Origin of the sequence: Hoeflea sp. (assembly GCF_039975035.1) — a bacterium.
Lineage (GTDB): Bacteria > Pseudomonadota > Alphaproteobacteria > Rhizobiales > Rhizobiaceae > Hoeflea.
The window spans coordinates 1-12,984 of the sequence record NZ_JBDWHW010000128.1 but is presented as its reverse complement, the minus strand read 5'-3'; the positions used below and the strand labels follow the sequence as shown (position 1 = coordinate 12,984).

Here is a 12,984-nt window from a genome sequence, read left to right as displayed (position 1 = left end):
CTTACAGCGGTCTATCCGGGCGCCGACTGGTTCGAGCGCGAAGCCTACGACCTGTTCGGTATCCTGTTTACCGGACATCCGGATCTGCGTCGCATCCTCACCGATTACGGTTTCGAGGGGCATCCGCTGAGAAAGGATTTCCCGCTAACAGGCTTTGTCGAAGTGCGTTATGACGACGCGGTCAAGCGGGTTGTTTACGAGCCGGTGGAACTCAGGCAGGAATTTCGCAATTTCGATTTTCTCTCTCCCTGGGAAGGCACCGACTACGTGCTTCCGGGCGATGAAAAAGCCAAGGGGTGAGGACGGGAACCATGAACGAACATAACGTCCGCAACTTCAACATCAACTTCGGTCCCCAACACCCGGCGGCGCACGGCGTGCTGCGGCTGGTGCTGGAGCTTGACGGCGAAATCGTCGAGCGCGTCGATCCGCATATCGGGCTATTGCATCGTGGCACCGAGAAACTGATCGAGGCAAAGACCTATCTGCAGGCTGTGCCGTATTTCGACCGGCTCGACTATGTCGCCCCGATGAACCAGGAACATGCATTCGCGCTGGCGGTGGAAAAGCTGACCGGTGTCAGCGTGCCCAAGCGCGGACAGCTGATCCGGGTTCTGTACTCGGAAATCGGCCGTATCCTGTCGCATCTGCTCAATGTCACCACGCAGGCTCTCGATGTCGGCGCGCTGACCCCGCCGTTGTGGGGCTTTGAAGAGCGCGAAAAGCTGATGGTGTTTTACGAGCGGGCTTGCGGCGCGCGCATGCATGCGGCCTATTTCCGTCCCGGCGGCGTGCACCAGGACCTGCCGCATGATCTGGTCGAGGACATCGCCAAGTGGTGCGATCCGTTCCTCAAGACCTGTGACGATATCGAAGGGCTTCTGACCGACAACCGCATCTTCAAGCAGCGCAATGTCGATATCGCGGTTGTCAAACTCGATGATGCCTGGGCCTGGGGCTTTTCCGGCGTGATGGTTCGCGGCTCGGGCGCCGCATGGGATCTGCGCCGTTCGCAGCCTTATGAATGCTATTCGGAGATGGAGTTCGACATCCCGATCGGCAAGAACGGTGACTGCTATGACCGCTACCTGATCCGGATGCAGGAAATGCGCGAATCAGTGAAGATCATGAAGCAGTGCATCGAGCAGTTGCTGGGCAAGGAAAAGATCGGACCGGTTTCCACCACCGATGGCAAGATCGTCCCGCCCAAGCGGGGGGAGATGAAGCGGTCGATGGAAGCGCTGATCCACCATTTCAAACTTTACACCGAAGGCTACCGGGTGCCGGAAGGCGCTGTCTACGCCGCTGTCGAGGCGCCAAAGGGCGAATTCGGTGTCTATCTGGTGTCGGACGGCTCCAACAAGCCTTACCGCTGCAAGATCAGGGCTCCGGGCTACGCGCATTTGCAGGCGATGGATTTTGTCTGCCGCGGCCATCAGTTGGCCGACGTGTCGGCTGCGCTGGGCTCGCTCGATATCGTGTTTGGCGAGGTGGACCGGTGATACACTCCGAGGCTGCAATGACCGCCATTCGCTTTGGCGCCGACTCCATGACAATGTCGCGCCGCGGCGAAATCAAATAGGCCGGAAGAAAGACAAAAGAGCACACCATGTCCGTTCGTCGACTTGCCGAAGATAATGTCCAGCCTGCGGAATTCGCTTTCAACCGCGAATTCGCCGCCCAGGCCAGGGTCTGGATCAAGAAATATCCCAAGGAGCGGGCGCAGTCGGCGGTGATCCCGTTGCTGATGCTGGCCCAGGAACAGGACGGCTGGGTCACAAAACGCGCCATTGAGGCAATCGCGGACATGCTGGGCATGCCCTATATCCGCGCGCTGGAAGTGGCGACGTTTTATACCCAGTTCCAGTTGAAGCCGGTCGGCACCCGGGCGCACATCCAGGTCTGCGGCACCACGCCATGCATGCTGCGCGGTTCGGAAGCGCTGATGGAGGTCTGCCGCAACAAGATCAATCCGGAGCCGTTCCAGCTCAATGAGAGCGGAACCCTGTCCTGGGAAGAAGTCGAGTGCCAGGGTGCCTGCGTCAACGCTCCGATGGTGATGATCTTCAAGGATTCCTATGAGGATCTGACGCCGGAACGTCTGGCCTATATTATCGATCGTTTCGAGGCGGGCCGACCCGAGGACATTACACCCGGTCCGCAGATCGCCCGGATCTATTCGGCGCCGGCAAGCGGATTGACCAGCCTGACGACAGAGATCAAGCCCGGCAACAAGGCCGGTGCCAAGACTGCGCCAGCGAAGGCAAAATCGCCGTCCGCGACAAAAGCTGCCCGACCCAGGACGCCGGCAACCGAACCCGCAACCAAATCTCCGGCCAAGGCGAAAGCCAATGTGGAGGCCGATTCAAAAACCGCGGCCATGGCTTCCGACGCGCCAGAGGTGAACTCGGCGCGCAAAGCCTCCACGACCGCCGGAAACAAGACTGCAGCAGTGCTGGCATCAACAGCGAAATCAACCAAGCCTGCAGCCGCCACGGCAAAGGCCGCAAGCACGCCTTCGCTGGATGACAGGAACCGCCCGGCGGGCATCGCCAAGCCGGCGAAACCGGATAATTTGAAGATGATTTCGGGCGTGGGGCCGAAGATTGAAGGCACCCTGCATTCGCTCGGCATCTACACTTTCGCGCAAGTCGCATCGTGGAAGAAGGCCGAGCGAGAATGGGTGGACGGATATCTGAGTTTCAAGGGCCGTATCGACCGCGAGGACTGGGTGAGGCAGGCCACTGCACTGGCCAAGGGCGGCGAGGCCGAATACATCAAGGTCTTCGGCAAGAAGCCGCGATAGAGGTGAATGATGTTAGCTGACAAAGACCGGATTTTCACCAATATCTATGGCGTCTATGACAAATCGCTCAAGGGAGCGATGGCGCGCGGTCATTGGGACGGAACCAGGGGTATCCTGGAAAAGGGCCGTGACTGGATCATCAACGAGATGAAGGCCTCGGGCCTCAGGGGCCGTGGCGGGGCAGGGTTCCCGACCGGGTTGAAATGGTCGTTCATGCCCAAGGAAAGCGACGGGCGTCCGCACTATCTTGTCATCAATGCCGACGAATCCGAGCCGGGCACCTGCAAGGACCGCGATATCATGCGCCACGATCCGCATACGCTGATCGAAGGCTGCGTGATTGCCGGGTTCTCGATGGGGGCGCATGCGACCTACATCTATGTTCGCGGCGAGTATATGCGCGAGCGCGAAGCGCTGCAGGCGGCAATCGACGAATGCTATGAAGCAGGGCTTCTGGGTAAAAACTCGAAACTCGGTTACGACATGGATGTCTATGTGCACCATGGCGCCGGCGCCTATATCTGCGGTGAGGAAACAGCGCTGCTCGAAAGCCTTGAAGGCAAGAAGGGCCAGCCGCGGCTGAAGCCGCCGTTCCCGGCCAATATGGGACTTTATGGCTGCCCGACGACGGTCAACAACGTCGAATCGATCGCCGTCGCACCGACCATCCTGCGCCGGGGCGGAGCCTGGTTCGCGGGCATCGGCCGGCCAAACAACACCGGCACCAAGCTGTTTTGCGTCTCGGGGCACGTCAACACGCCATGCACCGTGGAAGAGGCAATGTCGGTGCCGTTCCGCGAACTGATTGATCGCCATTGCGGCGGCATTCGCGGCGGCTGGGACAATCTGCTGGCGGTAATTCCGGGCGGCTCATCGGTACCGATGGTGCCTGCTGCCGACATCATCGACACGCCGATGGATTTCGACAGCCTGCGCGATCTCAAGTCGGGTCTGGGGACCGCGGCAGTGATCGTCATGGACAAGTCGACCGATGTGGTCAAAGCCATCTGGCGGCTGTCGGCGTTCTACAAGCACGAAAGCTGCGGCCAGTGCACACCATGCCGCGAAGGCACCGGCTGGATGATGCGGGTGATGGAACGCATGGTCAAAGGCAATGCGCAAAAACGCGAAATCGACATGCTGTTTGATGTTACCAAACAGATCGAAGGCCACACCATCTGCGCGCTCGGCGACGCGGCGGCCTGGCCGATCCAGGGCCTGATCCGGCATTTCCGTCCAGAGATGGAAGCCCGGATCGATCAATACACACGCAATGCGGTGCAAAGCCGCAACGAACGGCTGGAAGCGGCTGAATAAGAGGCCCGCAACGCGCCGGGCCCGGCAAGACAGGAAACGTCACGAGGGACAAGAGCCAACAGACGACTAAGGAGAGACTGATGTCGATGTTTTCTTTTCCCGCAGACCTGAATACGAAAGATATGATGAAGACGATGAGCGCCATGACTGACTGGACCAAAGCGACGGACTTCCCTGTCTCGCCGCTGATGGTCTATCCGTTGGGTGCGGCGGCGGCGGCCACCGCTGTCGGCTTCGGCATCGCCGGTCAGATGACCGGCATAATGATGGGTGCAATGCAGGGCGCGATGCAAGGCCAGGCCGGGCTGTTGGGCAAGCACCCCGATTTCAGCTGGATGATGCCGACGCTGGCGGAAGATCTGGCCCCGGTCGAGGATGAGGGCGAGGCTCAAGCATCCGCGAAAGCCAAGCCCGCGACCGGGGCAACGTCTGCCGATATTGTCGAGTTGAAGCAGGCGCCCAAGGCTGCACCTGCAAAGGCAAAGACCAAGGCAAGTGCTGCCAAGCCCGCAAAGGCGAAAGCGGCGCCAACCAGGAAAGTGGCCGCCAAGCCTGCCGATGCCCCGGCAAAGGATGCGGCAGCGGCCGTGGTCGACAAGCTGAAGTCGGACGCCGAGATTGCAGCCGCTGTTGCCAGCGAGCAGGCACCGGTGTCCAACACAGCGAAGGCTGCGCCGGCCCCCGCACTGGAGACCGACAATTTCCGTCGTCCGGCGGAAATCGAAAAACCGGAAGCGCCGGATGATCTCAAGTTGATTTCCGGTATCGGCCCGAAGCTCGAGCAGGTGCTCAACGGTCTGGGTGTGTGGACATTCACGCAGATCGCCGGCTGGCAGCCGGAAGAGGCGGCCTGGGTCGATGATTACCTGCAGTTTGGCGGCAGGGTCGAGCGCGACGACTGGATTACACAAGCCGGTGCGCTGGCGAAGGGCGGGGCAACCGCTCGATAGGAATACCCAGCCGGGCGGTTTGACCGCCGCCCGGCGATACACACTCAGGTCCCGTCAGGGATGGTACGCGGTCGTTTCGACCGTTCGCAAAGGTAGGACTGCTTGCATGGCCAAGATCAAGGTTGATGGAAACGAGATCGAAGTGCCGGATCACTACACGCTGTTGCAGGCGTGTGAGGCGGCCGGCGCGGAAGTGCCGCGGTTCTGTTTTCACGAACGGCTGTCGATTGCCGGCAATTGCCGGATGTGTCTGGTCGAGGTGAAGGGCGGACCGCCCAAGCCCGCAGCGTCGTGCGCCATGGGCGTGCGCGACATGCGGCCCGGCCCGAATGGCGAACCGCCGGAAGTGTTCACCAACACACCAATGGTCAAGAAGGCACGCGAAGGGGTGATGGAGTTCCTGCTCATCAACCATCCGCTCGACTGCCCGATCTGCGATCAGGGCGGCGAATGTGACCTGCAGGACCAGGCCATGGCGTTTGGCATGGACAATTCGCGCTACGCGGAAAACAAGCGCGCGGTCGAAGACAAATATATCGGCCCGCTGGTCAAGACCATCATGAACCGCTGCATTCACTGCACGCGCTGTGTCCGCTTTACCACGGAAGTGGCAGGCATTTCCGAGCTCGGGCTGATCGGTCGTGGCGAGGATGCCGAGATCACCACCTATCTCGAACATGCGATGAGCTCTGAATTGCAGGGCAATGTCATCGACCTTTGCCCGGTCGGCGCGCTGACTTCGCGGCCTTACGCATTCCAGGCGCGTCCGTGGGAATTGAACAAGACCGAATCCATTGATGTGATGGACGCTTGCGGCTCGGCGATCCGGGTGGATACCCGCGGTCGCGAAGTCATGCGGGTGATGCCGCGTGTCAACGAGGCGATCAACGAGGAATGGATTTCCGACAAGACCCGTTTCATCTGGGACGGGTTGAGAACCCAGCGGCTTGACCGGCCCTATGTGCGGCGCAACGGGCGTCTGGAAGCCGCGTCCTGGGGCGACGCATTCGCGGCCATTGCAACTGCCGTTTCGGCTGCCAGGCCCGAACGCATCGGCGCGATCGCCGGCGATCTGGCGGCGGTCGAGGAAATGTTCGCGCTCAAGGCGCTGATGACATCGCTCGGCTCGGTCAATATCGATTGCCGCCAGGATGGCGCTGCTCTCGATCCGGCGCTGGGACGCGCCAGCTACATCTTCAACCCGACCATCGAAGGCATTGAAGACGCCGACGCCATTCTGATCATCGGATCCAATCCGCGCCGCGAAGCCGCCATTCTCAATGCGCGGATCCGCAAGCGCTGGCGCATGGGCGAATTGCCGATCGGTCTGATCGGCGAACAGGCTGACCTGCGTTATGGCCATGAGTATCTTGGCGCGGGACCGGAGACGCTGAAGCAACTGGTCGATGGAACCAGCAAGTTCACAGCCAAGCTGAAACGCGCCAAGAAGCCGATGATCATTATCGGGCAGGGTGCGCTGACGCGGGGCGACGGCGCGGGCGTTCTCGCCAATGCCGCAAAACTCGCCGATGCTGTCGGTGCGGTGAAGGGCGACTGGAACGGATTTGCGGTGCTGCATACAGCGGCTGCGCGCGTCGGCGGTCTCGATCTTGGCCTGGTGCCGGGCGAGGGCGGGCTGGACGCTGCTGCAATGCTGACGGGCACGGACGTGCTGTTGCTGCTCGGTGCCGACGAGCTGGACTTCACCAGGAAGACGGCCGGGTTCACCGTCTACATCGGCACCCACGGCGACAATGGCGCCCATCATGCCGATGTGATCCTGCCTGCCGCCAGCTACACCGAAAAATCCGGCACCTATGTCAACACCGAAGGCCGGGTGCAATTGGCCAACCGCGCCGCATTCGCGCCGGGCGAGGCCAGGGAAGACTGGGCTGTGCTCAGGGCGCTTTCAGATGTGCTGGGCAAGAAGCTGCCCTATGATTCGCTGCCGGCCTTGCGCGCCGCGCTCTACGCCGAGTATCCACATTTTGCCGAAATCGACATGATTTCCACCGCTGATGGCGGCGCAATTGCCGCAGTTGCGAAGAAAGCGGGCAAGATGAACAAATCGGCGTTTGCTTCGACGGTCAAAGACTTCTATTTGACCAACCCGATCGCACGCGCTTCGGCGGTGATGGCTGAATGCTCGGCCTTGGCGAAGACCGCCAAGGCAGTGGCTGCGGAATAGGGGCGGGAAACACAATGGACGGTTTCATCTCAACTTATGTCTGGCCCGCGGCCATCATGCTGGCGCAGTCGCTGCTCCTGCTGGTGGCGCTGCTGATCTTCATTGCCTACGTGCTCTACGCCGATCGCAAGATCTGGGCTGCCGTGCAGTTGCGGCGCGGTCCGAATGTGGTCGGGCCATGGGGATTGTTCCAGTCGTTTGCCGATTTGTTGAAGTTTGTCTTCAAGGAGCCGGTGGTTCCTTCCGGCGCCAACAAGGGCGTGTTTCTGCTGGCACCGTTGCTGGCGGTGACCCTGGCGCTCGCGACCTGGGCCGTTATTCCGGTGGCCGCCGGGTGGGTGATTGCCGACATCAATGTCGGTATCCTGTTTGTGTTCGCGATTTCCTCGCTTGAGGTCTACGGCATCATCATGGGTGGCTGGGCTTCGAACTCGAAATATCCGTTCCTGGGCGCGCTGCGCTCGGCGGCGCAGATGGTGTCTTACGAAGTCTCGATGGGCTTCGTGATCGTGGCGGTATTGCTGTGCGTCGGTTCGCTCAATCTCACCGACATCGTGATGGCGCAGTCCAACGGTATCGGAACGCGGCTGGGGCTGACCAATTCGCTGCTGGACTGGCACTGGTTGGCGTTGTTCCCGCTGTTCATCATTTTCTTCATCTCGGCGCTTGCCGAGACCAACCGCCCGCCTTTCGATCTGCCCGAGGCTGAATCGGAACTGGTCGCCGGCTTCATGGTCGAATATGGCTCGACGCCGTACATGATGTTCATGCTCGGCGAGTATGCGGCCATCGTCTTGATGTGCGCGCTGACCACGATCCTGTTCCTGGGTGGCTGGCTGCCGCCGCTGGATGTGTGGTTCCTCAACTGGGTGCCGGGCATCATCTGGTTCGTGCTCAAGGTCTGCCTGGTGTTCTTCATGTTCTCGATGGTGAAAGCCTTCGTGCCGCGCTACCGCTATGACCAGTTGATGCGGCTGGGTTGGAAAGTCTTCCTGCCGATCTCTCTGGGTATGCTGGTCATCGTTGCATTCGTGCTCAAGCTGACGGGGACGGCACCGTGATCGCGCGCATCATTCCTACAACCATCCGGCAGCCTGTGCCGGCCAAGAGCGGAGACTGACCATGGCCTTGGCTCAAGCCGCAAAATCGCTGTTCCTGAAGGAATTTGTCAGCGCCTTCTTCATGTCGATGCGCTACTTCTTCGCTCCGAAGGCGACGCTGAACTATCCTTTTGAAAAGGGACCGGTGAGTCCGCGCTTCCGTGGCGAGCACGCGCTCAGGCGCTATCCGAACGGCGAGGAACGCTGCATCGCCTGCAAGCTGTGCGAAGCAATCTGCCCGGCGCAGGCCATCACGATCGAAGCCGGACCTCGCCGCAATGACGGAACACGCCGCACGGTGCGTTACGACATCGATATGGTCAAATGCATCTATTGCGGCTTCTGCCAGGAAGCCTGCCCGGTTGACGCCATTGTCGAAGGGCCGAATTTCGAATTCGCGACGGAAACGCGCGAGGAACTTTACTATGACAAAGACCGGTTGATCGCCAACGGCGATCGCTGGGAACGGGAAATCGCCCGCAATATCGCGATCGATTCGCCCTACAGATAAGACACCGGAATGGCGCACCATCAAGGCGCGCCGTTTTCAAACCAGACGCGGGGAAGGGGACGGCCTTGGCCAATCCCTCCCTCAATCGGGGCAGGAACAAGGGGTTCCTGTTGCTCGGGGGAAAGACGAAAAGGCGCCGATCATGGGTCTTCAGGCTCTGTTTTTCTATTTGTTTGCCTTCGTGGCAGTGGCTTCCGCTTTCATGGTGATCGCGGCGCGCAATCCGGTGCATTCCGTTTTGTTTCTGATCCTCACCTTCTTCAACGCGGCGGGACTGTTCCTGCTGACCGGCGCTGAATTCCTGGCGATGATCCTGCTGGTGGTCTATATCGGCGCAGTGGCGGTGTTGTTCCTTTTCGTTGTCATGATGCTGGATGTGGACTTCGCCGAGATGAAGTCGGGCGCTCTCGAATATGCGCCAATGGGTGCGCTGGTTGGGATCATTCTGGCGGCTGAACTGATCGTGGTCCTGGCAGGCAATGCTTTTCAAGCGACCGCCGCCAGCGGTGGTGCAAGCCCGATCCCGGCCTTGTCAGAGCGCACCAACACCGAAGCGCTTGGCGATGTGCTCTACACGGACTTCATCTTCTACTTCCAGATCGCCGGGCTGGTGCTGCTGGTGGCCATGATCGGGGCCATCGTGCTGACGCTCAGGCATCGTGAACATATCAAGCGGCAAGACGTCTCCCGTCAGGTCGCCCGGACACCGGAGACCGCCATCGAGGTGGTCAAGGTTAAGCCGGGACAGGGCATTTGAACGTAGGGATGTGAAGGAATAAACCTATGGAAATCGGACTCTCACATTACCTGACGGTCAGCGCGATCTTGTTCACGCTCGGCATTTTCGGGATCTTCCTTAACCGCAAGAACGTGATCGTCATCCTGATGTCGGTCGAGCTCATCCTGCTTGCCGTCAATTTGAACATGGTGGCCTTCTCGATGCACCTCAACGACATTGTCGGTCAGGTCTTTGCGCTTCTGATCCTGACGGTTGCCGCGGCAGAAGCGGCGATCGGACTCGCCATTCTCGTCGTCTTTTACCGAAACCGCGGCTCAATTGCCGTGGAAGACGTCAACATGATGAAGGGCTGAGAGAGCCATGTACCAAGCTATCGTCTTTCTTCCTCTCATCGGTGCGCTGATTGCCGGCTTCGGCGGTCGCGCGATCGGCGCCAAGGCGTCGGAATATGTCACCACGCTGTTTCTGATCGTCGCCGCGCTGCTGTCCTGGGTGGCCTTCTTCACCATCGCCATGGGCCATGGAGAAACGGTTCGCATCCCGTTGATGCGCTGGATGGATTCCGGCTCGATGAGCGTCGAGTGGGCGCTGCGCGTCGACACGCTGACGGCTGTGATGCTGGTGGTGGTCAATACGGTATCGTGTCTGGTGCACGTCTATTCGATTGGCTACATGCATCACGATCCGCACCGGCCACGGTTCTTCGCCTATCTGTCGCTGTTCACCTTCGCCATGCTGATGCTGGTGACATCGGATAATCTGCTACAGATGTTCTTCGGCTGGGAAGGCGTGGGTCTGGCGTCCTATCTGCTGATCGGGTTCTGGTACAAGAAGCCGTCGGCCAATGCCGCGGCGATGAAAGCCTTCATCGTCAACCGTGTCGGCGATTTTGGCTTCCTGCTCGGTATTTTCGGTCTGTTTGTACTGTTCGGATCGGCGTCGTTCGACACGATCTTTGCCGGCGCTGCCGAATTCCTTCCCGCGGAAGGGGCGGAAGCCGGCGACAGCGTGTTGACGCTGTTTGGCATGCATCTCGACAAGGCCGATGCGCTCACCGGCGTTTGCCTGCTGCTTTTCATGGGTGCCATGGGCAAGTCGGCACAGTTCCTGCTGCACACCTGGCTGCCTGACGCCATGGAAGGCCCGACACCGGTTTCGGCTCTCATTCACGCCGCGACCATGGTGACGGCGGGGGTGTTCCTGGTGGCGCGCATGTCGCCTGTGTTCGAGCTCTCTCCCGATGCGTTGACCTTTGTCACCTGGATCGGTGCGATCACCGCGTTTTTCGCGGCCACGGTCGGACTGGTGCAGAACGACATCAAGCGGGTCATCGCCTATTCGACCTGTTCGCAGTTGGGCTACATGTTCGTGGCGCTCGGCATCGGTGCCTATGGCGGCGCGATCTTCCATCTGTTCACGCATGCGTTCTTCAAGGCGCTTTTGTTCCTTGGTGCCGGGTCGGTGATCCATGCGGTGTCTGACGAGCAGGACATGCGGCGCATGGGCGGTCTGCGCAAGAAGATCCCGATGACCTACTGGATGATGATCATCGGCACGATCGCGCTGACCGGCGTCGGAATTCCCGGCACCATGATCGGCACCGCGGGATTCTTCTCCAAGGACATCATCATCGAATCAGCCTTCGTGGCTGAAAATTCGGCTGCCGGCATTGCCTTCGGCCTGCTGGTGATCGCGGCGCTGTTTACAAGCTTCTATTCGTGGCGGCTGATCTTCATGACATTCCACGGCAAACCCAGGGCGTCCGCGGATGTGATGCATCACGCGCATGAATCTCCCATGGTGATGCTGGTACCGCTGTTCATTCTGGCCGCTGGCGCGCTTTTTGCCGGTGTGCTGTTTGAAGGTTACTTCTTCGGGCATGAATATGCCGAATTCTGGAAGGGCGCGCTGTTCACGTCCGCGGAAAACAATATCCTCGATGAATTCCATCACGTGCCGTTGTGGGTCAAACTGAGCCCGTTCGTGGCTATGTTGCTGGGACTGCTGACCGCCTGGTACTTCTACATCCGCTCGCCTGAAACACCCAAGCGGCTGGCCGAGGATCATCAGATGCTCTACCGGTTCCTGCTCAACAAATGGTATTTCGATGAGCTTTACGACTTTATCTTCGTCCGTCCTGCGAAATGGCTCGGTTCGTTCCTGTGGAAGCAGGGCGATGTCGGGATCATTGACGGCTATGGTCCGAACGGTGTTGCCGCGCGCGCGCAGGATGTCACCGGCTGGGTCGTGCGACTGCAGACCGGATATCTTTACCACTACGCCTTCGTGATGCTGATCGGAATTGCAGCGCTTGTCACATGGATGATGCTCGGGAGTGCATTCTGATGACCGATTGGCCTCTTTTGTCAGTTGTCACCTTCATACCGCTGATCTGCGTTCTGTTCCTGCTGCCAATCAAGGATGATACCGAGATCGGGCGGCGCAACATCCGCCAGGTGGCGCTGCTGGGCACCACAGCGACATTCATCATGTCGCTGCTGATCTGGGCGAGCTTCGATATGAGCGATCCCGGCTTCCAGATGGTGGAAACAATCGATCTTCCGGGTTCGATGTTCAGCTATGCGATGGGCGTGGACGGTATCTCGATGCTATTCGTGATCCTCACCACCTTCCTGATGCCGCTTTGCATCCTTGCCAGCTGGAACTCGATCCAGACCCGGGTGCGGGAGTACATGATCGCGTTTCTGGTGCTCGAGACCATGATGATCGGGGTGTTCTGCGCGCTCGACATCGTGCTGTTTTACGTCTTCTTCGAGGCGGGCCTGATTCCGATGTTCATCATCATCGGCGTGTGGGGCGGCAAGCGCCGGGTCTATGCGAGCTTCAAGTTCTTCCTCTACACGCTTGCCGGCTCTGTGCTGATGCTGCTTGCGATCATGGCGATGTACTGGGATGCGGGCACCACCGACATCCGGATGCTGCTGGCGCATGATTTCCCGGCCGGGATGCAAACCTGGCTGTGGCTGGCATTCTTCGCCTCGTTTGCCGTGAAGATGCCGATGTGGCCGGTTCACACCTGGTTGCCTGATGCGCACGTGGAAGCACCGACGGCGGGGTCGGTCATTCTTGCCGGCATTCTGTTGAAGCTCGGCGGTTATGGTTTCCTGCGCTTCTCGCTGCCGATGTTTCCGCTGGCCTCGGCCGACTTCGCACCCTTCATCTTTACGCTGTCGATTATCGCGATCATCTACACCTCCTTGGTGGCGTTGGTGCAGGAAGACATGAAAAAGCTGATCGCCTATTCGTCGGTGGCGCATATGGGCTATGTGACGATGGGTATTTTTTCCGCCAACCAGCAGGGCGTTCAGGGGGCGATCTTCCAGATGCTCAGCCATGGGCTGGTATCGAGTGC

General features: G+C 59.8%; 12 protein-coding genes. All 12 read left to right on the top strand.

The features are described 5' to 3' along the window. Nucleotides 1–300 (top strand): NADH-quinone oxidoreductase subunit C (locus ABJN75_RS10970; RefSeq protein WP_348439618.1); only part of this gene is annotated, 300 nt, incomplete at its 5' end. Nucleotides 301–311: 11 nt separating this feature from the next. Then, nucleotides 312–1,502 (top strand): NADH-quinone oxidoreductase subunit D, encoded by a 1,191-nt coding sequence (locus tag ABJN75_RS10965; protein WP_348439616.1) that lies wholly within the window; start codon nucleotides 312–314, stop codon nucleotides 1,500–1,502. A gap of 107 nt (nucleotides 1,503–1,609) precedes the next feature. Continuing rightward, nucleotides 1,610–2,806: an NADH-quinone oxidoreductase subunit E gene (locus tag ABJN75_RS10960; RefSeq protein ID WP_348439614.1), complete on the top strand. Its 1,197-nt coding sequence runs from the start codon at nucleotides 1,610–1,612 to the stop codon at nucleotides 2,804–2,806. A 9-nt stretch (nucleotides 2,807–2,815) separates the two neighbouring features. After that, complete coding sequence (gene nuoF, locus ABJN75_RS10955) at nucleotides 2,816–4,123, top strand: NADH-quinone oxidoreductase subunit NuoF (RefSeq protein ID WP_348439620.1); 1,308 nt, start codon at nucleotides 2,816–2,818, stop codon at nucleotides 4,121–4,123. Nucleotides 4,124–4,203: 80 nt separating this feature from the next. Then, entirely contained in the window at nucleotides 4,204–5,073 is an 870-nt protein-coding gene (locus tag ABJN75_RS10950) for a hypothetical protein (protein WP_348439612.1), read from the top strand. Nucleotides 5,074–5,179: 106 nt separating this feature from the next. Next, a complete protein-coding gene (gene nuoG / locus ABJN75_RS10945; protein WP_348439610.1) occupies nucleotides 5,180–7,261 on the top strand; it encodes an NADH-quinone oxidoreductase subunit NuoG in 2,082 nt (693 codons plus the stop codon). Between the two features lie 14 nt (nucleotides 7,262–7,275). Next, on the top strand, nucleotides 7,276–8,322 hold the full coding sequence (gene nuoH / locus ABJN75_RS10940; protein WP_348439608.1) for an NADH-quinone oxidoreductase subunit NuoH: 1,047 nt from the start codon (nucleotides 7,276–7,278) through the stop codon (nucleotides 8,320–8,322). A gap of 61 nt (nucleotides 8,323–8,383) precedes the next feature. Beyond that, nucleotides 8,384–8,872 carry an NADH-quinone oxidoreductase subunit NuoI gene (nuoI, locus tag ABJN75_RS10935; RefSeq protein ID WP_348439606.1) on the top strand — a complete coding sequence of 163 codons (489 nt, stop codon included), beginning with the start codon at nucleotides 8,384–8,386 and terminating at the stop codon, nucleotides 8,870–8,872. A gap of 142 nt (nucleotides 8,873–9,014) precedes the next feature. Further along, the gene (locus ABJN75_RS10930) at nucleotides 9,015–9,629 is read left to right on the top strand and encodes an NADH-quinone oxidoreductase subunit J (RefSeq protein ID WP_348439604.1); all 615 of its coding nucleotides are present in this window, start codon (nucleotides 9,015–9,017) and stop codon (nucleotides 9,627–9,629) included. Nucleotides 9,630–9,655: 26 nt separating this feature from the next. Then, entirely contained in the window at nucleotides 9,656–9,964 is a 309-nt protein-coding gene (gene nuoK, locus ABJN75_RS10925; protein ID WP_007197628.1) for an NADH-quinone oxidoreductase subunit NuoK, read from the top strand. A gap of 7 nt (nucleotides 9,965–9,971) precedes the next feature. After that, nucleotides 9,972–11,957 (top strand): NADH-quinone oxidoreductase subunit L, encoded by a 1,986-nt coding sequence (gene nuoL / locus ABJN75_RS10920; protein WP_348439602.1) that lies wholly within the window; start codon nucleotides 9,972–9,974, stop codon nucleotides 11,955–11,957. Beyond that, nucleotides 11,957–12,984, top strand: a 1,028-nt coding sequence (locus ABJN75_RS10915; protein WP_348439600.1) for an NADH-quinone oxidoreductase subunit M, incomplete at its 3' end; no start/stop codon positions are given. The genes nuoL and ABJN75_RS10915, both read left to right, overlap by 1 nt.

What these genes read in the sequence shown, in the direction of transcription:
- nuoG (WP_348439610.1), top strand. Translation starts at nt 5,180, where the DNA reads ATGGCCAAGATCAAGGTTGATGGAAACGAGATCGAAGTGCCGGATCAC.
- nuoH (WP_348439608.1), top strand. Translation starts at nt 7,276, where the DNA reads ATGGACGGTTTCATCTCAACTTATGTCTGGCCCGCGGCCATCATGCTG.
- ABJN75_RS10930 (WP_348439604.1), top strand. Translation starts at nt 9,015, where the DNA reads ATGGGTCTTCAGGCTCTGTTTTTCTATTTGTTTGCCTTCGTGGCAGTG.
- nuoI (WP_348439606.1), top strand. Translation starts at nt 8,384, where the DNA reads ATGGCCTTGGCTCAAGCCGCAAAATCGCTGTTCCTGAAGGAATTTGTC.
- nuoL (WP_348439602.1), top strand. Translation starts at nt 9,972, where the DNA reads ATGTACCAAGCTATCGTCTTTCTTCCTCTCATCGGTGCGCTGATTGCC.
- nuoK (WP_007197628.1), top strand. Translation starts at nt 9,656, where the DNA reads ATGGAAATCGGACTCTCACATTACCTGACGGTCAGCGCGATCTTGTTC.
- nuoF (WP_348439620.1), top strand. Translation starts at nt 2,816, where the DNA reads ATGTTAGCTGACAAAGACCGGATTTTCACCAATATCTATGGCGTCTAT.
- ABJN75_RS10965 (WP_348439616.1), top strand. Translation starts at nt 312, where the DNA reads ATGAACGAACATAACGTCCGCAACTTCAACATCAACTTCGGTCCCCAA.
- ABJN75_RS10950 (WP_348439612.1), top strand. Translation starts at nt 4,204, where the DNA reads ATGTCGATGTTTTCTTTTCCCGCAGACCTGAATACGAAAGATATGATG.
- ABJN75_RS10960 (WP_348439614.1), top strand. Translation starts at nt 1,610, where the DNA reads ATGTCCGTTCGTCGACTTGCCGAAGATAATGTCCAGCCTGCGGAATTC.